Origin of the sequence: Nocardia sp. NPDC051911, from assembly GCF_040681035.1 — a bacterium.
GTDB classification, from domain to species: domain Bacteria; phylum Actinomycetota; class Actinomycetes; order Mycobacteriales; family Mycobacteriaceae; genus Nocardia; species Nocardia sichangensis.
On the sequence record NZ_JBFAXY010000003.1, the window covers coordinates 261,772 to 286,678 of the forward strand.

2 protein-coding genes (1 of these 2 cut by a window edge) are annotated in these 24,907 nt (G+C 70.5%); both read left to right on the plus strand.

Annotated features, from left to right (window positions below; translation table 11 throughout):
* A complete protein-coding gene (locus AB0L97_RS05890) occupies nt 1-21,750 on the plus strand; it encodes an SDR family NAD(P)-dependent oxidoreductase (protein ID WP_364425652.1) in 21,750 nt (7,249 codons plus the stop codon).
* On the plus strand, nt 21,747-24,907 hold the beginning of the coding sequence (locus AB0L97_RS05895) for a thioester reductase domain-containing protein (RefSeq protein ID WP_364425654.1). It continues 8,752 nt past the right edge of the window; only the first 3,161 of its 11,913 coding nucleotides appear in the window; the start codon lies at nt 21,747-21,749; the stop codon falls past the right edge of the window. The genes AB0L97_RS05890 and AB0L97_RS05895 overlap by 4 nt, the downstream gene beginning before the upstream one ends.

The window sequence follows — 24,907 nt, forward strand, 5'->3', positions numbered from 1 at the left end:
ATGTCGGATGATGGGTACGGCCTACGGGTCTTGCTGACGCGGGCGCTCCGCCGGATTCAGGAGTTGGAGGCGCGGCCGCAGCGTGAGCCGATCGCCATCGTGGGAATCGGCTGTCGCTTTCCCGGCGGCGCGGAATCCCCGCAGCAGTACTGGGAACTGCTGTCCTCGGGCCGCGACGCGATCGTCGAGGCGCCGGAGAACCGTTGGGTGATAACGGATTCGGCGCCTCGACGGGCGCGGCGGCGAGCCGGGCTGCTCGCAGGTCCGATCGATGCGATGGACGCGGAGTTCTTCGGGATCGCGCCGCGCGAGGCGGCGTCGATGGATCCGCAACAGCGGCTGGCACTCGAAGTGGCTTGGGCGGCAATGGAAGACGCCGCACTGGTGCCGGGTGGTCCGGCCGCGGCCCGCACGGGGGTGTTCCTCGGTGTCAGCTGGCAGGAATACCAGCGCACGATCACACCGGACTGGGTGAGTTCGGTGGACGCGCACACGCTCACCGGGACGATGTCGAGCATCGTGGCGGGGCGGGTGTCCTACGTGCTCGGATTGCGTGGTCCCGCAGTGGCGATCGACACCGCGTGCTCGTCGTCGCTGGTGGCGGTGCATCAGGCGTGTCGCAGTCTGCGGGCTGGGGAGTGCGACGTCGCGTTGGCGGGCGGAGTGAATCTGCTGCAATCCGAGCTGACTTCGGAGGCGCTGGCCCGCATGGGCGCGCTCTCTCCGGATGGGCGCTGTCGCCCCTTCGACGCGCGCGCGAACGGGTATGTGCGTGGCGAGGGCGCGGGTGTCGTTGTGCTCAAAACGCTTTCGCGAGCGCTCGCCGATGGTGACGAGATCAGGGCGCTCGTCCGAGGCTCGAGCGTGAACCACGACGGTCGTTCCATGGGGCTGACCGCACCGAATCCGACGGCACAACGCGAGTTGCTGCGCGACGCGTTGACCGACGCCGGGTGCGCCGCCGATCGGATCGGCTACGTCGAGACGCACGGCACGGGCACGCCGCTGGGCGATCCGATCGAGATCGAGGCGTTATCGCAGGTGGTCGGCGTGCCACGTGCGGATGGGTCGGTGTGCCTGCTCGGTTCGGTGAAGTCGCAGATCGGGCACCTCGAGGCGGCCGCGGGCGTCGCCGGGCTGATCAAGGTGGTGCTGCAGATGCAGCACGAACGAATTCCACGTCAGCACGATTTCGCCACAATGAATCCGAAGATCAGGCTCGACGGCACGGCGCTGGCGGTGCCGACCGATGACGTCGCCTGGCCGCAGACGCGGCAGCCGCGATTGGCAGGGGTGAGTTCGTTCGGATTCGCGGGCACCAACGCACATGTGGTGCTGGAGCAGCCGCCCGAGCCCCTGGCGCGTGCCGATCCGAATGAGCCTGCGCTGTTGGTCATTTCGGCGCGCACCAGGTCGGCCCTCCATGCGCTGGCCCACCGCTATGCGGAGCAGTTGGACCGGCAGGAGATGCCGCTCGCCGACGTCGCCGCCACCGCGGCGCTGGGACGCACGCATTTCGCGTACCGGCGAGCGGTCGTGGCCAGGACAGCCGAGGAAGCGGCGCGCGATCTCGCGGCACCGTCAGATCGGTCCATCGATCCGGATCCGGGCAAGCCGCGGGTCGCGATGCTGTTCACCGGGCAGGGCGCACAGTACGCCGGGATGGGCGCGGCGCTCGACCGCAGGTACCCGGCTTTCCGCACGGCGCTCGACCGGTGCGACGAGTTGTTGGGACCGCTTCGCGACGGCCTGCGTCTGCGGTCGGTGCTGTTCGAGGCGGACGACGATGTGCTGGCCCGTACCGAGTACGCGCAACCGGCCTTGTTCGCGCTCGAATGGGCCTGCGCCGAGCTGTGGTCGGCGTTCGGCGTTCGCCCCGATGTCGTGTTGGGGCACAGCCTCGGTGAACTGGTCGCGGCGACCGTCGCGGGCGTGTTCGATCTCGCCACCGGCTTGCGTCTGGCTGCCGAACGGGGCCGGTTGATGCAGGCAGTGGCGCAGCAAGGGGCGATGGCGGCGGTCTTCGCCGCGCCCGCGGAGTTCGAAACACTGTTGGACGAGCTCTCGGCGAGTGTGTCGGTCGCGGCGGTCAACAGCCCCGGGCAATTCGTTGTGTCGGGATCGGTGGACGGGGTGCAGCGGGTTGTGCGGGCTGCTGAGGAACGGTCGATCCGTGCCGTGCGGCTGCCCGGGACGGCGGCGTTCCACTCGCCCCTGCTGGATCCGATGCTCGACGACTTCGAAGCCAGGGTCGCCGAGTTGGTTCCCGTCCCGCGCGCGGCGACGATTCCGCTGGTGTCGAACGTGACCGGCACGCGGATCGAGGGCCTCATGGATGCGGCGTACTGGCGCGCGCATGCCCGTGGCACCGTCCGTTTCGCCGAGGGTGTGCGCTCGGCCGCCGAGTCGGGCGTGGATGTCTACCTCGAGGTGGGACCGCATCCGGTGCTGTCGGAATTCGGGCGGCACACCGACCCCGCCGCTGTGTGGGTGCCGAGCATGCGCCGGACGTCCACCGACGACGAGGTGCTGTTGACCGGGCTCGGCGAGCTGTATCGCCTGGGCGTTGAAATCGACTGGAGCGCAGTGGTTCCGCTGGACGCGCGCAGGCGCAACGGCCTGCCCACCTACCCCTTCGAACGAGAGCGGGTCTTTGTGCCGATCGAGAGCGCGTCGCCGAGCACGGGATATCTCGCCGAGCATCGCTTCCGCGACCGTGCGGTGATGCCCGCGGCGGAGCTCGCGTTGCGCGCATTGCGTGCGGCCGGAGGCGCAGGCCGCGAGCTGATCGACTTCGTCGCCGCGCGACCGGTGCCGCTGGAGGAGTTGTCCGAGCCGCTGGTGTCCGATGCGGGCGATCGCGCCGAGGTGCGGTTCCACGTCGACGAGGGCGCGGTCACCGCGGTGTCCGCGACAGTTCGAGCCGCCACGAATCGACCCCGCGATTCCGACGAACTGTCCGCGGCTCGGCTCGCGCTGTCCACCGAAGAGAATGTCGCGGCTTTCTACCGCCGGTGTGCCGATGCCGGATTGACTTTCGGCCCGCGATTCCGCTGGATCACGCGATTGTGGTCCGGCGAGGGCCGCGTGCTCGCCGAACTGACGCGCCCGGCGGAACTCGCCGACGAACCGGACGCCTGGCTGCCGTGTCTGCTCGACGCCGCGATCCAGACCGGTCTTGCGTTGGTGTCCGCAGATGGCGACGCGGCGCGTCTGCCGGTGGGTATCGGCGGTCTGCGTCTGTCCGGCCAGGATGCGGGGGCAACGGCGTGGGCGCTGGCCGAGCGCACCGGCCGCACCGTTCGTCTGACGGTCTTCGATACCGCCGGCGCGGTGGTCTGCGATATCGAAGACGTATGGTTCGCCGAGTCCGGCACTGCCGGGCAGCCGCAGGATCGGGATAGCATGTCCGGCTTCACCCACCGTCCGACCTGGGAGCGCGTCGTGGCGTCGCCGAGCGGACGGGCGCCCGCCGCCGCGTTGGTGGTCGGCGTCCGGCAGCAGGCGGACCGGCTCGCCGCCGCGCTGCGCGCCGCGGGTACCGATGCGGTATCCGTGGAGCGTACGACCGATCCGGACGTGTGGCCCGGCGACGACCGTGCGGTGATCTACCTCGCCGATGCCGAAGCGGACGACAGCGCCGAATCGGCGCGGGTGGAAACGCGATTCGCGCTCGCGGTGGTGCAACGGATGGCTCGGCTGGTTTCCGACGCACCGTTGTACCTGGTGACAATGGGGGCGACCGGAGCGCTCGCCGGGGAACCCGTGCGTCCGGCCGCCGCGACCCTGTGGGGATTGGGTGCGGTGACGCGCACCGAACTGCCCGAGTTGCGGTGCCGCCTGATCGACCTGCCCGCGGACGCGCGCTGCGACGACCACCGCTTGGTGGACGAGATTCGCTCCGGCGCCACGGATTCCGCGATCGCGCTGCGCGGGCGTCACCGTTACACGATGCGGATGCAGCCTTCCGACGGACCGGGCGGGGCACCCGAGGTGAAGCGTGGCGGTGCGTATCTGATCACCGGCGGACGTGGCGCGCTGGGGTTGACTGCCGCGCGGACGCTGGCCGAGGCCGGCGCGGGCACGATCGTGCTGGCCGGGCGCAGCGGCCCGACCTCGCGAGACGAGCGGGAGATGGCGCGGATCGCGGCTTCGGGGGCGCGAGTCGAGACCGCGGTGGTCGATGTCGAAGACCGGAATGCGTTGTCCCGCCTGATCAGCCGCTTCGGCGTGGAGTTGCCGAGGCTGGCCGGGGTCGTGCACTGTGCGGGAGTTCTGGACGACGCCCTGTTGTTCGAGCAGACCGCCGGGCACATCGACCGGGCGTTCGCGGGAAAGGTCGCGGGCGCGTGGCACCTGCACGAGCTGACCGCGGGACAGCCGCTCGATCTGTTCGTGCTGTTCTCCTCGGTCAGCGCCGTGGTGGGCACAGCCGGGCAGGGCAATTACGCCGCGGCGAACGCGTATCTCGATGCCCTCGCCCGCCTGCGGCTGGCTCGAGGACTGCCTGCCCTGAGCATCGCGTGGGGGCCGTGGGCGAGCATCGGCATGGCCGAAGGGCTGAGCGACGCCGCCCGCCGCGCGTGGGCACGCCACGGTGTCGGCGAACTGGCCGCCGAAGACGGTGTCCGAGCACTGCGTTGGCTGCTGTCGGCGGAGGGAGTCGTGTCGGTCTTTCCCGCCGCCACAGAGGTTTCGGCGGAGCCGGAACCGATCGCCGCGGTCGAATCCCAGGATTCGCGCGATCCGGCGGAACTGCGGGAACTGGTGCGCACCCACGCCATGACGGCACTCGGCCGCACGACAGCGGTTTCCGACCGCACGCCGCTGCGAGAACTCGGGCTCGATTCGATGATGGCGGTCGAGCTGCGCAACGCGCTGTCCGCGGATCTGGGGATGCGACTTCCGGCGACGCTGCTGTTCGATCATCCGACGGTCGCCGCGGTTTCGGAGGAGATCGCCCGGCTCGGCGCCACGTCCGCCCCCGGCCGCACGGCAGGGCAGCAGGCCGAACAGCAACCGACCACGCGCATCTCCGAGCAGCTCACAGCCCCGGTATACCCAACGAAACTTCCGGTTACACCTAGTACACCGAACGTGTCTCAGCTCACAGCGCGCGAAGCCGAGCCTGCCCCGGACGATTACGCCGACGCGATCGCGATCGTCGGCGTCGGCTGCCGTTATCCCGGCGGCGTGCGCGGGCCCGCCGATCTGTGGCGCCTGCTGACCACCGAAACCGACGCGGTGACCGAGGTACCCGCGCACCGCTGGGACGTGGACGCCGTCTTCGATCCGGACCCGGATGCCGACGGCAAGACTTACACCCGCTGGGGCGGTTTCGTCGACGGTGTCGAGGATTTCGATGCCGGATTCTTCGACATCTCCGTCGGCGAGGCGCGGATGCTGGACCCGCAGCAGCGGCTGCTGCTCGAAACGGCGTGGGAGGCGCTCGAACACGCCGGTTATCCGGCGAGCCGTCTGGAGGGCAGCCGGACCGGCGTCTTCGTCGGTGTGATGTCCAACGACTACGCCGAACGGATGGCGCGGGCCGACCTCGCGCCCGATGCCTGGTTCGGCACCGGAAACCTCTCCAGCGTCGCCTCCGGCCGGCTGTCGTATTTCCTCGGCGCGCAGGGGCCGAGCCTCACCATCGATACCGCGTGCTCCTCGTCGCTGGTGACCGTCCACACCGCGGTGCGCAGTCTGCGCAGCGGCGAATGCGATCTGGCGCTGGCAGGCGGCGCCACCGTGGTGCTGACGCCTTCGCTCGACATCTACTTCGCGCGGGCGCGCGGCCTGGCCGCCGATGGCCGGTGCAAGAGCTTCGACGCACGCGCCGACGGCGTCGTCTGGAGTGACGGCGCGGGAATGCTGGTGCTCAAGCGGCTGGCGGACGCGCGGCGGGACGGCGATCGGGTGCTGGGGCTGGTGCGCGGCTCCGCGGTCAATTCCGACGGCCGCAGCCAGGGATTGAGCGCACCCAACGGTCCGGCGCAGGAACGGGTCATCCGCGCGGCGCTGGCGGACGCGGCCGTCGAGGCGGGGGACATCGATTACGTCGAGACACACGGCACCGGCACGGCACTCGGTGATCCGATCGAAGTGAACGCCCTGGCCGCAGCCCTAGGGGAGGGTCGCACGGAAACCACGCCGCTGTGGATCGGGTCGGTGAAGTCGAATCTCGGGCACACCCAGGCGGCGGCGGGCATCGCGAACATCATCAAGGTGATCGAGTCGATGCGCCACGAGCGCATTCCCGCCTCGCTGCATTTCCGTTCGGGCAATCCGCATATCGACTGGGATTCGGTCGCTGTCCGGGTGGTCGCCGAAGAGCGACCGTGGCGGCGTTCTCGACGGCCCCGGCGGGCGGGGGTGAGCGCCTTCGGGATCAGCGGGACGAACGCGCACGTGGTGATCGAAGAACCGCCACAGGTCTCGGAGGCCGATGCCCCAAAGGACGCCGGGCCTCATTTGCTGGTCCTGTCGGCGAAAAGCGCCGATGCCCTGCGCGAACTGGCGGCTCGCTACCGGGATCTGCTCGTCGCCCACCCTGAGATCGCATTGGTGGATCTGTGTGCGCGCGCCGCGCTGGGCCGAACACACTTCGGTGAGCGCGTGGCGATCGGTTTCGACACTGCCGCGCAGCTGCGTGCCGCGCTCGAGAACGTCGCCTCCGGGGTCACAGTGAGCGGGTCCGTCGCTGAAGTGTCGAGCGGGTCGCTCGAACTGGCTCGACGGTATGTCGATGGCGCCGAGATCGATTGGGGTGCCGTCTATTCCGGTCGTCATTGGCGACATGTCGATGTACCGACCTACCCGTTCCAGCGCAAACGGCATTGGCTCGAGCTGACGCCGCGCCGGGACGACTCGAGTTCGTCACGCGCCCTGCGGCTCACCCCGGAGATGTTCGCAGGACATCGGCTGCGTGGTCTGCCGACAGTGCCCGCGGCGTGGCTGAGCGTTCAGCTGAACGAGATCGCCACTCGACTGCCCGGGGCATGGGAAGTCAGGAAGCTGCGGCTGATCACGCCGTTGGAGGTCACCGCCGAAGCAGTGGTGCGGGTCGTGGTCGAACCCGGCCCGGACGGCCATGATGTGCGCTTCCTCGGCTCCGACGACGCCCGAGCCGGTTATGCGCAAGCGACACTCACTGCGGCGCAGCCTGAGCCGGTGAAACCGTATGCGGCAGACTCCGCTCATTCCGATGCGCGCATCTGGCCCACTTACTACGACACCCTCGCCCGGCTGGGCCTTGACCTGGGTCCTGCCTACCGCTGTGCCCTGGAGTTCCGGCGGATCAGCGAAACCGAGGCCGAGACAGCGTTCCGGTTGCCCGGTGACGGCACGGCGCTCGATCCGATCCTGCTCGATGCCTGTCTGCACAGCATCGTGGTGACAGCTACCGGGGGCGAGGAGTTGTTCTTGCCGTCGGAGATCGATCGTGTCCGATTCTTCGGCAACCCGACGGCCGGGGATGCGACCGTGCGGTGCCGGGTGCGGGTGACCGAACGAGGGAGGCGGATCATCGTCGGTGACGCCACCCTGTACTCGGAGTCCGGCCGGCCGCTCGCCAGCGTTCAGGGTGTGAGCCTGCTGGCCGCGATGTTCGATACCTTGCCGAAATCGTTTGCCGCGGAGTCGGACTCGACAAGACTCGCACGTCTGCTGCATCACGTGGAATGGGCTCCTGTCGAGGGTGGCGTGCGCGAGGAACCTGCGGGTCGATGGCTGATCTTCGGTGACGGAGCGGTCGGGGACGCTGTCGCCGCCGGATTGAGCGCGCGGGGCGCTGAAATCGTGATGATTCGCCCCGAGGACGGGCACGCAGCCGACGAGATCCTGTCTTCCGAGGCCGCGAATTCGTTTCAAGGCATAGCCTTCGCGTGGGCGGCGGCTCCTGCCCAGGTTCGCATCGAAGCCGCCCTGCGGTTGACGCGCGCTCTGGACTCGGCAGCACACCGGCCTGCCGCGCTCTGGTTGCTGACCGTGAACGCTCAGCGCGTCACCCCGGCCGACCTGCCGGACCCTGATCAAGCTTTGCTGTGGGGTTTCGGACGCACGCTGGCCACCGAGCACCCCGAGTTCGGATGCCGATTGCTGGACCTGCCCGCGGAAACCATCGTGGACAGCGCCCCGATCGTCGATGGTTTGCTCAGCGGCCGCGCCGCAGGCGAATTCGCCCTCCGCGACGGCCGTTGGCTGACCGCGCGCGTCGCCGAAGGCCTCGCGTCCACCGACTACCGGTTGGTCGCGCACCGTTCCGGCGAGTTCGAACGGATGCGGTTGGAGCCCGGTATCCGACGCGCACCGGCAGCAGGGGAAGTCGAAATCGTCGTCGCCGCCACCGGCCTCAACGCCCACGACCTCTGGGTGGCCTCGGGCATCCATCCGGATGGGGCGGGACCGCTGGGTTCCGAGTGCGCGGGCCGGATCACCGCGATTGGTGCCGGGGTCGAGCAATTCGCGGTCGGTGACCGCGTCGTCGCCTTGGCGGCCGACAGTTTCGCCCGCCACGTGACGGTGGACCAGGCCATGGTGGCCCGGCTGCCGGACGACCTGCCCTTCGCCGACGGCGCGACCGTGCCCTACGCCTTCACCACCGCCTGGCACGCGCTGTTCGACCTCGGCGGTCTGCGCGCCGGGGACCGGGTGCTCGTCCACGGCCCCGCCGATGGCATCGGCATGGCCGCGGTGCAGCTCGCCGTGCACGCCGGAGCGCAGGTGTGCGCGACCGCCGCGCTGTGTCGCTGGGCGCGGAACACGGGTCTGCCGGTCACACAGATCCATACCTGGCGCAGCCACGAGTTGGGCGAACGGGTTCGGGCGGCGACCGCCGGGCACGGACTGGACGTCGTCGTGCACACCTCGGGGGACGGCTTCGCCGCACACGCATCCGAAGTACTGCATGCGGGAGGCCGATTCGTCGAGATCGTCGACCCGGTGCAGACCGGAACGGTGCATCGGCATGCGGATGTCGACCACCGGACCTTCGATCCGGTCGCTGTCGACCCGCGGCGACTGGGCGCTGCCTTGCGCAGTGTGCTGGCACTGTTCGAGCAGCGCGCTTTGACCACGCTGCCGCACGCTGCCTACGGCATCGATCGTGCCGCCGAGGCGTTCCGCGCCATGTCGCAACGAGATCATCCCGGTCGCGTCGTCCTGCTCGGCAAAGACGTCCCGGTCGCCGCGGGCGGCGACCGGTTGCCCGATGGCACCTATCTTGTGACGGGAGGGTTCGGCGGCCTCGGCGCCGAGGCTGCGCACTGGCTGGCCGACCGCGGAGCACGGCATTTGGTGCTGGTAGGCAGACGCGCGCCGGATCCCGCAGGGGAACGGCTGCTGGAATCGCTGCGCGGCACCGGCGCTCGAGTGACGGCGCGGCAGGCGGATGTCGGCGACCGCGCGGCCGTCGCGGAACTGCTGCAAAGCATTTCGGAATCCGGATTCCCGCCACTGCGCGGCGTGGTCCACTGCGCGGGAGTGCTCGACGACGGCGTGATCAGCGAGCAGACCTGGTCGCGGTTCGAGACCGTGCTCGGACCCAAATACCATGCGGCGCGCCACCTCGATGAGCTCACCCGCGATCAACCGATCGAACTCTTCATCACCTACTCCTCCGTCGCGGGCGTACTCGGCACCCCTGGCCAGGCGAATTACGCCGCGGCCAACGCGGCATTGGATGCGCTGGCCTGGCGGCGGCGTGCCGAGGGACTGCCCGCGCTGAGCATCGGATGGGGGCCGTTCGCCGACGTGGGCATGGCCGCCGATCGGCCCGACGTCACCGCACGTCTCGTGCGGCGCGGGCTGCCTCCGCTGTCCGCGGGCGACGCGGCCGCGGCGCTGGAGCACCTCGTCCGGCACGACAGTGCTGCCCCTGGCGTCTTCGAATTCGTGCCGGAGCGGTGGTATGCGCAGCGCATGCCGCAGATCGCGCCGGCCGTACCGCCGACGATTCCACGGGAGACCACCGGGGTACCGCGAACGCAGTCGGCGTCCGACGATCTCGCACCGTGGGAGGCGCTCGTCCAGCGCGTCGCGATGCGGGTACTCGATCGCGCGGGCGAACTCGATCCTGATCTGCCACTGCACGACACGGGCGTCGACTCCCTGACCGGAATGGAACTGCGGGCCGCGCTCGCCGTCGAGGTCGGAATGCCGCTGCCTGCCGGGCTCGTCTTCGACTATCCGACTGTGCGTGAGATGGCGCGGTTCCTGCACCGCAAGGGCGCAGCCGCTCCCAGCGGAGGCGCAGCCGCTCCCGCCGGCGGCGCGAACGTGATCGCCGCTGATGTGCCCTCGTACGCGGCCGATTTGCCTCTGGCCGGGGCTGACGATTTGTCCCCCGCCGGGGCTGAGGTGCCCCCGGTCGTCGCCGACGTGCCTCTGGTCGCGGCTGACGTGCTCTTGCCTGCGGCGGACGTGTCCGCTGTCGCGGCCGACGTGTCCCCGGTGCCCGCTGACGCGCCCTTGGTCGCGGCTGATGTGCCCCCGGTCGCTGACGAGGTGAACCCGGTCGCACCCACGCCGCGGTACCCGATCGCGACTCCACCAGGACGGCTTGCAAGACAGGATGTTTCGCCGGGCATCGACTTCGAGACCGACCGGACCGACGACGACCCGATCGTCATCGTCGGCATGAGCTGTCGTTTCCCCGGCGGGGTGCGCACACCGGAGGACTTCTGGGACCTGCTGTGGCACGGACGCGACGCGATCACCGAGGTGCCGCCGCAGCGCTGGGACATCGACGCCTACTACGACCCGGACCCGGCGTCTCTGGGCACGATGTACACCCGCTGGGGCGGTTTCGTCGACGACGCCGCCGAGTTCGACCCCGCGTTCTTCGGTATCGGCGCGGCGGAGGCACGCGCGATGGACCCGCAGCAACGCCTGCTGCTCGAAACCACGTGGGAGGCGCTGGAGCGCTCGGGCCGCGCACCCGGCGCGTTGGCGGGCAGCCGCACCGGCGTGTTCGTCGGACTGTGCTTCAGCGAATATCCGGCCACGCCGACCCGAGCCGACCATCCGACCGCGATCGGCGCCTACTCGGTAATCGGTTCGGCGCCGAGCGTCGCGGCCGGACGCTTGGCCTACGTTCTCGGGCTGCAGGGCCCGGCGATGACGCTGGACACGGCATGCTCCTCCTCGCTGGTGGCGCTGCAAGCGGCGGAAGACGGGCTGCGAGCGGGCCGTTGCGATCTGGCACTGGTGGGCGGGGTGAACCTCCAGCTGGCTCCGGAGACCACCATCGGTTTCTGCCGCCTGTCCTCGCTGTCGCCCGATGGACGCTCGCGAGCGTTCGACGCCGACGCCGACGGCTACGTCCGCGCCGACGGCTGCGGCGTGCTGGTGCTGACCCGGCTGTCGCAGGCCCGGCGCAACGGCGATCGGGTGCTGGCGATCGTGCGCGGCGTCGCGGTGAATCACGATGGACGGTCCAACGGTCTCACCGCACCCAACGGCCCGGCCCAGCAGCGCGTCATCACCGACGCGCTGGAACGGGCGGGCCTGCGGCCGGACACGGTGGACTACGTCGAGGCACACGGCACCGGCACCCCGATCGGCGATCCGATCGAGGCCACCGCGCTGGCCGAGGTGTACGGATCGGGCCGCACGCAGCCTCTGCTCATCGGGTCGGTGAAAACCAATATCGGGCACACCGAGGCGGCGGCAGGTGTCGCGGGCGTCATCAAAGCCGTGCTCATGTTGCAGCACCGCCGGATCCCGCCGAGCTTGCACTTCCACACTCCGAACCCGCTGATCGACTGGGCCGGGCTGCCGTTGGAAGTGGTGCGCGAGGCGCGGGATTGGCCGCGCACCGGGCACGAACCGGCGATCGGCGTCAGCTCTTTCGGGATGAGCGGCACCAATGCGCACGTCATCCTGGCGCAGGGTGATCCGGTACCCGCGCCGCGACCGGAATCGCCGACCGCGCAGGTACTCGTCCTCTCCGCGCGCGACGAGACCGCCCTCGCCGACAGCGCGCGGCTCTGGGCAGACCGAATCGACTCGGCGCAGGCGGCACTCGGCGATCTGGCCTACACCGCCGCGACCGCGCGGACACACTTCGAAGAACGGCTCGCGGTGGTCGCCGACACCAGCGCCGGCGCGGCACGAGAGCTGCGTGGGCCGATTCCGATCCGTGGCCGGGTGGAGCGAACCGCGCGCACGAAGGTGGCGCTGCTGTTCACCGGGCAGGGATCGCAGTACCCGGGCATGGCACGCGAGTTGTTCGACTCCGAACCGGTCTTCCGTGACGCGCTGCGGCACTGTGACGCGGCGCTGGGGCCGATCGCGGACGGTATCGGACTGATCGAGGCCCTCTACGGCGATCACGGTCCGGAGCTGTTGCGTCGCACGGTGTTCACGCAGCCGGTGTTGTTCGCGGTCGAGTGGGCGCTGTGGGAGCTGTGGCGGTCGTGGGGGATCGCCCCGGCGGCGGTGCTCGGGCACAGCGTCGGGGAATACGTCGCGGCCTGCGCCGCCGGGGCGATGAGCGTGGAGGACGCCCTGCGGCTCGTGGCCGTGCGCGGTCGCCTGATGCAGCGCCTGCCGGACGGAGGCGCGATGGTGGCCGTCGACGCCCCCGCCGAGCAGATCTCGCCGCTCGTCGCACGGTATGCGCCCGCGGTGTCGATCGCGGGATACAACGGACCGGCTCAGGTGGTGGTCGCCGGACCGCGAGCCGCACTCGATCCGCTGCGCGAGCAGTTGTCGGCCGACGGTATACGGTCCGCCGATCTCACCGTCTCGCACGCCTTCCACTCCGCGGCGATGGACCCGATTCTCGACGACCTCGCCGCGGCGGCGTCCCGGGCGAGGATGTCCGATCCCGTGATTCCGCTGATCTCCAACCTCACCGGTGCGGTGCTGCGCCCGGGCGAACTCGACCCGCGGTACTGGGCGCGGCATGCGCGTCAGCCGGTCCGGTTCGCACAGGGCTTGCGTGCGCTGGCCGAGCTGGGGATCGACGAGTTCCTCGAAATCGGGCCGCATCCGACGTTGTCCGCGCTCGGCGGGCGCGTGCTGGGTGACTCGGCGCGGTTCGTCGCGTCGCTGCGTCGCGGCCGTGGTGATCGCGAGACGATGATGACGGCGCTGGGACGCCTGTATGTCGGGGGCGTGGCGGTGGACTGGGAGCAGGTGCACCGTCCGCACGATCGTCGGCGCGTGTTCGCCCCGACGTATCCTTTCCAGCGGCAGCGCTATTGGGTCGAATCCCGGTCCTACGCCGCTGGGGCGGCACCGAGCAGCGCTGGCGACGGGCACACGCTTATCTCCACGCGGTCGGGCAGCGTCTCGGAGGAGCCCGGAACCGCACCGACACCCGCCGTGGGCTACTCGACGCGTCCGGTCGACGCAGTCCTTCCGCACTCTGAGGCCGCCGGCGCAGGACACTCTAAGGTTTCGATGCATCTGCATGCCGAGCTATCGGATCGCAGCGTCACGACCCATCCAACTCGCGGTTACGAGACGGTCCCAGGATCGGGCATCGCAGCCGAGCCGAATCCTCTGACGCGCCTCGGGGCCGCGCCTCCGTCGGCCGAGGTGGATGCCGTCCCTTATGCGGGTCTTCGGACGCGGCAAGAGATCGCCGCGGCTGCGGCCCGGCAGGCAGATCATTCGATATCGAGCAGCACCGCGACGAATTTCGATCTGACGCTCGGGCCGGATTCTCCGTCATATCTGGCCGACCATGTCGTGGATCGGACTGTCGTCGTGCCGGGCGCCTGGTTCGTCGCCACCATCGCCGACGTCGCGCGCGGACTCGTCGCCGGTGACGTCGTCGCGATCGAGGACCTCGTGATCACCAGCGGACTCGCGCTGACCGGCCCGCAGCAGGTACGAATCGTCTTCGACCCGGCCGCCGACGGATTCGCGGTGCACGTGCGGACGGAAAGCTCAGGCACACACGCCCGCGCCCATGTCCGCACCGGAACGCACCGGATCCCGGATGGTGCCTCTCTCGGGGAGATTCTCGGCGCCTGCCCGGAACACCTGGCCGCAGCGGAGTTCTACCAACGGCTGACCCGCGCGGGCCTGCCTTACGGACCGGCGTTCCGCCGTGTCGTCGGCCTGCGCCTGGGTCGGCGCGAAGCCTTGGCCACGTTGTCGGATTTCGAGACCGATACCGGCCCTGGGGCGGTGCACCCGGTTCTGCTGGACGCGGCGTTCCAAGCCACCTACGCGGCGATGTCGCCGCGGGCCGACGAGCAGACGTGGGTGCCGTTCGCGGTGGACCAGGTACTCGTCTCCGCCGCGGCGGGCACCGTTCGATTCGGCCATGTGCGCGTCCTCGAGCAGACGCCGCAGCTGTGTGTCGCCGATGTTCGACTGCTCGATGAGGAGGGCTCTGCGGTGCTGGTCGCGAACGGATTGCGAGTGATGCCCACGCCGAATTCGGCCGGGCAGTCGTCCGCCCCGGCGTTCCCCGATCGGTCGGTCGCGGACACCTACCGGATCGACTGGCGGGAGACCGGCCCGGCGGCACCGGCCTCCGCGGCCGGGCGCTGGCTCGTCATCGGTGCGCCCGGAAGCTTCGCCGACGACGTCGCGGACGAGGTGCGGGCACGTGGCGGGGAGTGTGTAGTCGCCAGGCCCGGTGACGGGTTCAGGTTCCGCGGGGAAGACGAGTTCGAGATCGACCTCGGCGTGCCCGCGGCCGTGCGGGCGTTGCTCGGCGCGGTGGCTGACGGTCGCGCACCGATGCGCGGGATCGTCTCCGCGGTCGCGCTGCCCGACGAGGACGCGCCCGCACCGGTGGCCGCGGAACGTCTGGTGGTGGGCGCGCTGCATCTCGTGCAGGCCGCGGCGCTGGCCGGAGAACCGGCGGTGTGGCTGCTCACCCGTCACGGTCAGCGAGTCGAGCCTTCCGATCGGGTGGCGCCGCAGCAGTCGGCGCTGTGGGGATTCGCCCGCAGCGCGCAGCTCGAACACCGCGAAATGGGCTGTCATGTAATCGATCTCGATAAGGACGCCGACGTTCGCTCCGTGGTCGACACGTTCTTGACACCCTCGTCGCCGCGGCAGCTCGCGCTGCGTCAGGGGCGTCGTCGGGTGCCTCGGCTCGTGCCGTTGACAGTGCCCAGCGCGCCGACGGTCGCCTCCGGCGCGGGTGGGACGGTGCTGATCACCGGTGGCCTGGGTGGTGTCGGTCTGCGGCTGGCGCGCTGGTTCGTCGATCGCGGTTGGCCGGACCTGGTTCTCGCCGGGAGATCCGCGCCCGATGCTCGAGCGGAGTCCGCCATCGCCGAATTGCGGGAGCGTGGCGCTCGGATCGAGGTGCGGTCGCTCGACGTCGCCGACCGTACGGCCGTGGCGGCCACGCTGACGTGGATCGACCGTGAGCTGCCGCCGCTGGCGGGCGTGGTGCACCTGGCCGGGGTGCTCGACGACGGCGTGATCGCGGAGCAGACGGCCGCACGGGTCGGGCGGGTGCTCGCGCCGAAGACGTTCGGGGCTTGGCATCTGCACGAGCTGACCGAGAGCCGGTCCTTGCGATTCTTCTTGCTGTTCTCCTCGGCCGCGGCAGTGGTCGGACTGCCCGGTCAGGCCGGCTACGCCGCCGCGAACGCCTTCCTCGACGGCGTGGCCGAGTCGCGCGACGCGTCGAGCACGCCCGCGCTGTCGATCGCGTGGGGCCCGTGGGCGGACACGGGAATGGTCGAGCGGCTCAGCAGCGGCGCGGTGCAACGGCTGGCCCGCCGTGGTTACGGCCTGCTGCGGCCCGACCGGGCTTTCGACACGCTCGCCGAACTGATCGGTTCCGCGGCTCCGGCGGTCACCACTATGCCGTTGACGATGTCGGGTATGACCGCCGCCGACGTGCCGGACGTGCTGCTGGACTTCGTCGCGCCGATCGAAAATGCGTCCACGCCGACAGATTCGGCCGCCGACCTGTCCGCGCGCACGGAGGCGCTGGTGCGCCGCTGCCTCGGGTTGGCGCCCGGCGATGATCTCGATCGGCCGCTGCACGAACTCGGGCTGGACTCGGTCGCGGCGCTCGAGATCCGCGACGAACTGTCGCGCTCCAGCGGTCACCGCCTGCCCGCCACCCTCGCTTTCGAGTACCCCACCCCGCGCGCGGTGGTCGGCCTGCTGGTGCGGCTGACCTCCGCGCAAGCGCCGTCCGCGCCGCCGCCGATCGACAGCAATGGCGATTCCTCCGATCGGACGGCGGCGCGGACGCCCGCTCCCCGGCTGAACGTGGAAATGGCCGTGGGCGGCACCGTGCCGATGTCGAACGGCGTCGCGACCGTGCCGCCGCGGGCAACGGATACCGCCCCACGCACTCACCAGACCGGCACAAACGACGCGGCCGCTGCCGACCGCTCGGCTTCGCGCGACCGGCGGCCCGTGACCGCGCACGCATCGGCAGACCCGTTCGGGTCGTCCGCGCCCAGCGTCGGTCGGCAGGAGGTTCGACATGCGTCGGCCGAGTCGTTCGCATCGCGCGAGACACCGACCGCGGCCGCCATCTCGAACACCGATCGCCACATCGACGCGGTGGGGGACATCGCGATCGTGGGCGTGAGCGGACGCTACCCGGGCGCGGACGGGCTCGACGAGTATTGGCGGGTGCTGGTCGAGGGACGCGACTGCGTCACCGAGATCCCGCGGCAGCGGTGGGATCACAGCCGCTATTTCGTCCCCGACCGCCACAACCCTTTCACCGCGTACACCAAGTGGGGCGGGTTCCTCGACGACGTCGACTGCTTCGATCCGCTGTTCTTCGCCATCTCCCCGCGCGAGGCGGAGATCCTGGACCCGCAGGAGCGCCTGTTCCTGCAAACCGCCTGGGCCGCATTGGAAGACGCCGGACACTCCCGGGCCGACCTGGCCCGTGGCGGCCTGCGTCCGGAGCAGGCCGGTGTGTTCGTCGGTGTCATGTGGGGCACCTATCAGATGTTCGGGGCCGAGGAGTCCCGGCTCGGGCGCGGCACGCTGCCCGGGTCGACGTTCTGGAGCATCCCGAACCGTGTCTCGCACGCCCTGGACTTCCAAGGGCCGAGCATGGCGGTGGACACGGCGTGCTCGTCCTCGCTCACCGCACTGCACCTGGCCTGCCAGAGCATCCGGGCCGGCGAATGCAGGCTGGCGCTGGTCGGCGGCGTCAATCTGTCACTGCACCCGTACAAATTCGTCGCGCTCAGCCAGGGGCAGTTCGCCTCCACCGACGGCCGCTGCCGTTCCTTCGGCGCAGGGGGCGACGGGTATGTGGCCAGTGAGGGTGTGGGGGCGCTGGTGCTGCGGCCGCTGGCCGACGCCGAAGCCGACGGCGACACCATCTACGGCGTCATCAAGGGCACCGCGATCAACCACGGCGGCCGGGTCAACGGGTTCACGGTGCCCAATCCCGATGTGCAGGCGGCGGTGATCCGCTCGGCGCTGCGCACCGGTGGCGTGGACCCGGCGTCGGTCTCCTACGTCGAAGCGCACGGCACCGGCACCGCGCTGGGCGATCCGATCGAAATCGCCGGTCTGGCAAAGGTGTTCGGCACGTCCGGCGTGGCCGAGCTGCCGATCGGTTCGGTGAAGTCCAATGTCGGCCACCTCGAGGCCGCGGCCGGTGTCGCGGCGCTGACGAAGGTGCTCCTACAGTTGCGCCACCGGACCATCGTGCCGTCGCTGCACGCCACGCCGCCCAACCCGAACATCGACTTCGCGGCCACACCGTTCCGAATCCCGTCCCGCCCGCTGCCATGGCCCGGCGGAGATCCGGCGCGGCCGCGCCGGGCGACGGTGAGTTCGTTCGGGGCAGGCGGGGCCAACGCGAACGTGGTGATCGAGGAGTACGTGGATCGCAGGCCGCAGACGCGGTTCAGCGGCGGTCAGGTCGTCCCGGTCTCCGCGCGCGACGGCGAGCGGCTCACGGAGTACGTCACCGCGCTGGATCGTTTCCTCTCCGGGCAGCAGCCGAACCTCGCCGATCTGGCCTTCACCATGCAGGTGGGTCGGCAGGCGGGCAGCGCGCGCGCCGCGTTCGTCGCGCGCGACATCGGCCAGTTGCGCGCCGCGGTCCGCGCCTGGGTCGAGGACGTGCCGGGCGCTAGATCCTGCCGGGACGCGGCGGAAGATTCCCGGATCGCGCGTTGGCTCGGCGGTAAGGACCTCGATTGGGCCACCGTCCGTGATCCGGGACCGCGACGCCGGATTCCCGCGCCCACGTACCCGTTCGCCCGAGAGCGGTACTGGATTCCGGACGTCGCGTCCAGCGTGGAACCGGGTGCCGGGCACAGTGACCAGTCCACATTCACGCCGGACAACACCTCGCTGCCGCAGCCCACGCCGACTTCGGGACCTGTTCCGGTCGCGCAACCCGCGCTGAATGGGCAGGCCACGCTCCAAGCGGGAGCACCGCAACCCGTATCAGCGCAATGGCTCGCACTCGAGCCGTTGTCGGAGCTTTCGACGGGCGGATTCGAGACGGAGGCCGGGATGCGGGAGTCCGCGCCGACCCGCCGGGCAGCAGCGCAACGGTTGCTGGTCCCGGTCTGGCGAGAAGCCGCGCTGCCCAGCGGTGACCTGCGTTCCCGCCGCGCCCTGCTGGTATACGACGCGCGAACCCCGCACCACCTGCTGGAGGCGCTGACCGCCGCTACCGGTGATCCGGGCCGCCTGGTGCGGCTCTCCGAACTACCGGGCGACCTGCACCGCGACGACTTCGACGCGGGCGCTGCGCTCGGCCGGGCGCTCGCGGCCCGTTATCCCGACACCGACTGCGTCCTCGATGTGTGCGATCTCGTCCCCGCGGCGACCGGACGACCCACCGGCGACCTCGGCCGAATGGGGTTCTACCAAGGCGTGATCGAGGCGCGCGCCGGTTCGCTCGCGCTGCTGCACATCGCCGCCGGACACCCCGGCGCGGACGGCCCGGAGTCCGCGCCGCTGGGCGGCCTGGTCGCCGCGCTCGCCGAGGAGATCCGCGACGTGCGCACACGGAGCGTCCATATAGGTGACGAGCGCGACGCGGTGTGCGCCGATCCCGCGCGATTGCTGGCGATACTGGGCGCGGAGAGCGCGGCCACCGAGGACAGCGCGCCGCGGGTGCGGTATCGCGGTGGAATACGCGAAGCCGTCGAACTCACCGACGCGACAGCCCGCGACGGTCTGGTGGTGGATCCCGCCCGCACCTATGTGGTGACCGGCGGCACGCGCGGACTGGGTGCGGCGTTCGCGGCGGCGTTGGCCGAACGCGGAGCGCGCCGCTTGGCCGTCCTCGGCCGGGAACCGCTACCGCCGCAGACGGAATGGGACCGGGTCGCTGCCGGAACCGGCCCCGAGGCGGAGAAGGTTCGGCGGCTGGTGCAGTTGCGTGACCGCGGCGTCGCCGTGCGCACCTACTTCGGCAGCCTCACCGACGAGGCGGGCTTGTCCGGCTTCTTCGACCGAGTGCGCAACGAGCTGGGCCCGATCGGCGGCGTGCTGCACTGCGCGGGAAGCGTATCCGCGGAGAGCCCGGCGTTCGTGCGCAAGACAGGCGACGCCGTCGCGACCGTGCTCGCGCCCAAATTGGGGGGCACCGCGGTCCTCGCCGACGTCTTGGCCGCCGACCGTCTCGACTTCTTCGTCTTGTTCTCCTCGGTGTCGGCCGTGCTGCCCGGCTTGTCGGTGGGCCTGTCGGACTACGCGATGGCCAACGCGCACCTCGACCGCTTCGCCGAGGCCCAGCACGCCCTGGGACGACACTGGTTCCGGTCGATCAATTGGCCGTCGTTCCGTGACACCGGGTTCGGTGAGGTGACCAGCGCGGCCTACCGCGCCACCGGCCTGCCCACCCTCAGCGCCGAGGAAGGATTCGAGCTACTCGACGCGGCACTGGGTCTACCCGCCCCGGTAGTCTTGCCCTATCACGGTGCGGCACTTCATCTTTCGACACGGACGAATCGACCTGCAGCAGAGGTGGCGCCCGTGCCGACCGCGCGGCCCACGGCGGCGAACGGCTCCGCGGCGGCGTATCAGGAATTGCTGCGCATCTTCTCCGACGAACTGAAATTGGCCCCCAGCCGCTTCGAGGGCGACAAACGGTTCGAGGAGTACGGCGCGGATTCGGTGTTGATCGCCTCGGCGGTGCGCCGGATCGAGCAGGTCGTCGACGCGCCCTTCGACCCGGCGCTGGTACTGGAGTTCCCGACCCTGGACGACTTGGCGGGTCTGTTGACCGAGCAGTTCCCGGAACGTTTCGCGCCCGAAGCGCCGCCGGATCCACCGGCCGATCCGCAGCGGCCACCGGCTGATCATCAACGCACACCCGACAGCGGGACATACCGTCCCAGTGCGGCCACCTGGGCGGCCGACGCCCGCAGTGGCCGGGCAGCCGAGCCCATCGCCGTGGTCGGCATCGGTTGCCGCCTTCCGGGCGGCGACACTCCGGACGCGTTCTGGCGCCTGCTCGCCACGGGCGCCTCCGGCATCCGGGAGGTGGACCCGACTCGCTGGGATCCCGCCCGGTTCTACCGCCCGGGCGGCGGGCCCGGTCTGACCAACAGCAAATGGGGCGGGTTCGTCGACGGTGTCGATCTGTTCGATCCGCAGTATTTCGGGGTCACCGACGAGCTCGCTTGGCAGATGGACCCGTTGCAGCGGCTGCTGCTCGAGACGTCGGTGCTGGCCACCACCGACGCCGGATACCGGCGCGAAGAGTTGGCGGGCAAGCGAGTCGGCGTCTACGCCGGCAGCAGGGCGGCGAATTACTTCAACCGCATCCCGGTCGCCGACCGGCACACCATCATCGGCATCGGGCAGAACTTCATCGCCGCGCGCATCTCGGACTTCTTCGACTGGCACGCGGGCAATGTCGTGCTCGACAGCGCGTGCTCGTCGTCGTTGCTGTCGGTGCATCTGGCCTGCCAGGCGTTGCGGGCGGGCGAGGTCGACGCGGCGCTGGCCGGTGGGGTCGAAGTGCTGCTCGACGAGATGCTGTTCGTCACGTTGTCGGCGGCGGGTGTGCTCTCGCCGAACGGGCGGTGCGCGACGTTCTCCGAGGACGCCGACGGTTTCGTGCCGGGCGAGGGCGCGGCGCTGCTGATGCTCAAGCGGCTGGACGACGCGCTCGCCGACGGCGATCGGGTCTACGCGGTGCTGCGCGGCTCGGCGATCGGCAACGACGGGCACACGATGGGCATCACCACACCCAACATGCGGGCACAGATCGAGGTGGTCACCGCGGCGCTCGAAGTGGCGGGCATGTCCCCGGACGCGCTGTCGTATCTGGAGGCGCACGGCACCGGCACCATGATCGGCGACCCCATCGAACTGAAGGGGTTGGCGACCGTGCTGGGCGACCGGTCGCGCGGCCCGGAGCCGTGCGCGGTCGGCAGCGTGAAAACCAATATCGGGCACCTGCTGTCCGCGGCGGGCATCGCCGGGGCGGTCAAGACGATCCTGGCCGTGCACCACGCGGCGCTGCCGCCGTCGCTGCACTGCGACAACCTCAATCCGCGATTCCAGTTCGCCGGATCGCCGCTGCAGGTCAACCGAGAACTGCGCCCGTGGCGGCCGGGCGACGGCAGGCCCCGCGCGGCGGGCGTCAGCTCGTTCGGCTTCGGCGGCACCAATGCCCACCTCATCGTCGAGCAGGCGCCCGATGGGCACCGTCCGACACGCCACCCCCTGGATCCACCCGCCTTCCGCAAGAGGAGCTTCATGCTGCCGAAAACGGTTCCCAGCACATCGACGGAGCCCGCGCCGCGGATCGTGGTGCCGATCAGCGCGCCCGCACCGTCGTTCCTCCAGGTGGAGCCGCTGCGATGAGCGGGATCGAATTGGACAGCTTCGCCACCACCCTGCGCGCCGAGGACCCGGTGGTGCGCGACCATCGCGTGCACGGTGTGCGGATCCTGCCGGGCGTGGTGTATCTCGACATGATCCTGCGCGCGGCGATGGCGGCGGGGTACCGGCCCGGCGAGCTGACGATCCGAGAGGCGTTGTTCCAGCGTCCGGTCGCCCTCGCCGACGACGACGCGGTGCGCATCGCGTTCCGCGTGGATCGTCCGACCGGCCGGATCGCCATCGACGTCCAGAGCCTGGACGCGAAAGGCGTGCCGGTCGGCGCGATCGAGCCTGTCGCGGAATGCGTTGTGGTGCGGTCTGCTTCCTCCGATCAGCCGCCGGGGATCGATGCGGCCGAGTTGCGGGCGGCGTCGCGTGCGCGTGGCATGGCGGAGCTGTACGCCCAGACCGGCGGCCGCGGTATCGATCATCGCGAATTCATGCGGGCCACTGGGTATTTCGCTCGGCGCGACGATGTGGTCACCGCGACGCTCGGTCTCGGTGCGGAGGCCGCGGCGCATCTGCCCGGCTTCCTGCTGCATCCGACGTTCCTGGACGCCTCCACGATCGTGCCGTTCATCGATCCGCAGCGGCTCGGCGTGGACGACGACAGCGCGTTCATCCCCATCTTCTTCGGCGACGTCCGCGCCTGGCGAGCGACTCCCGAGGAGGTGCTCGTGCGAGCGGCGGTCCGCGGTGGCGGGCACGGCGGGGACCTGCTCGAAGCCGATGTGGCGCTCTACGACCGGGACGGGGCGCCCGTGGCGCGGTATCGGCTGACGTCCAAGCGTGTGCGTGGCAGCGCGGATATCCAGCGGTTGCTGACGCGGCCGCAGGCAGCACCCACGGGACAAGCCACGCCGCGACCGACGACTGTGCCGGTGGCCTCAGGTGATCCGCGTGCGGTGATCACCGCCGATCTGGCCGCTCTCGTGGCCGGTGAACTCGGCGCCGACGCCGCGGGGATCGCCACCGACGTCGGGTTCTACGAGCTCGGATTGGATTCCGGTCGTCTGCTGCGGCTGACCGCCGAGTTGGAGGCGAGGGTCGGCGAGCCGCTGTATCCGACGCTGCTGTTCGAGTACCAGACCATCGACGCGCTCGCCGGACATCTCGCCGACACCGCCGGCGCGAAGTATCGCCCCGCCACGTCGGCCCCGGACACCGTGCCCGCCGAATCCACCGTGGTCGCCGAGGTGGCGGGCCCGCCGACAGTGGACCAGGTCGCGTCGCCGGAATCGGTAGCGGCGGAAGACCTCGTCGTTTTCGGGTTCGACTGGGAGCCCGACACCACCGCGCATACGCGTCGGGAACCCACCAGCCTGCTCGTCTTCGATACCGCCGAGCACCCTTACCCGCACGGCGCGGCCGCGACTGTCATCCGGGTCCGTCCCGGTGGCGAGTTCGTCTCCGGTACAGACGCTTTCGTCGTCCACCCGGCGGACGCACGGCACATGGAGTCGCTGGTCGACCAGCTGACGGCCCGGCGGCTGCGCTTCGACGCCGCGGTGTACCTGTGGCCCGAAACGACGACAGACAGTGACCCGCAGGCGCTGATCGAACGGGTGTACCTGCCGCTGCGCGATCTGCTGCGCGCGGTCGCGGGAGTGTCCGAACCGCCGGTGCGCCTGGTGCTGGCTCTCACACCGGCGACACCCGCGGGTGAATCGAGTTGCGCCCTCCTGGGCGGTGCGGCCCGCACACTGCGGCTCGAGCAGCCGCAACCGTTGCTGCGGGCCATCCAACGCGACCCCGCCCGTCCGATCGACGACATCGTGGCCACCGAGCTGGGCGTCGACGAACGCGACCCCGCCACCGAGATCCGCTACCACGGCGCAGAACGCCGGATCCGCCGGACCCGCCCGCTCACCGATGCCACGCCGAGTTCCGGCGACGCGGTGCTGCGCACGGGGTCGGTGGTCGTCGTCACCGGTGGATTCGGCGGGATCGCCCGTCACCTGGCCCGCCGCCTCGCCGCCGAGTACAGCGCACGGCTGGTGCTGGTATCGCGCCGTCCGCTCGACGCGTCGGCCGCGGGACTGCTGGCCGAGCTCGGCGAACTCGGCGCGGAAGCCGTACACGTGCGCGCCGACGTGTCGGTCGCGGCCGACGCCGAACGCGTCGCCACGATCGCCCACGCCACCTTCGGGCCGGTCGACGTGCTCTACCACGGTGCGGGTCAGTTGCGCGACGGACTGCTGTCCGGCAGCAGCCGCGACGACGCGAGAACCGTTCTCGCACCGAAGGTCTACGGCGTCGAGCACTTGACGCGGGCGCTGCCGGAGACCCGCCTGACCGTGTTGTTCTCCTCGGTCTCCGCGGTGCTGGGCAACCCGGGGCAAGCCGATTACGCGGCGGCCAACCGCTATCTCGACGTCTTCGCCGAACAGCGCGACCGAGCCGGAAGCAGGACGATCAGCATCGGCTGGCCGCTGTGGGCCGAAGGCGGTATGCGTCCGCCCGCCGAGCAGATAGCCGCGCTGCGGCGCGCCGGTGTGGGACTGCTGCCCACCGCGACCGGACTGGACCTGCTGTTGTGCTGCGCGACGCTCCACCGCGCACAACTGGCCGCGGTATGGGGCCACAGCGACATCCTGCGAGCACGACTACAACCGGCGACCGCACCGTCCGACGCGCCATCCGCGCCGGGCGATGCGCATCACGCGACCGTGCCGGTCGACGAGCATCGCAAGCCCGTCGAGGAGCCCATCGCGATCGTCGGAATCAGCGGCCGCTACCCCGACGCGGAAAACATCGAGGAGTTCTGGCGCAATCTGCGCGACGGACACGACGCGGTCGGCCCGGTCCCCGCCGAACGCTGGTGGCTCACCTCCGTCCGAGGCACGCCCGGCGCGCCACCGATGACCGGCGGATTCCTGCGTGACGTGGGTGGTTTCGACCCCCAGTTCTTCCGCATCCCGCCGGTTCAGGCGCCGCTGCTTGACCCGCAGGAGCGATTGTTCCTGCAGCAGGCGTACGCGGCGCTCGAGCACGCCGGCTACCACCACACCGACCCGGCCGTGCGCGACCGCCGGGTGGGTGTGTTCGTAGGCGCCACCTGGAGCGACTACCGGCTGCTCGGAGTGGCGGCCAGCCGCGACGGCGATCCGGTCGCGGTGGCCTCGATCCCGTCGTCGAT

Coding starts and splice junctions, on each gene's coding strand:
- AB0L97_RS05890 (WP_364425652.1), top strand. CDS start 1: ATGTCGGATGATGGGTACGGCCTACGGGTCTTGCTGACGCGGGCGCTC.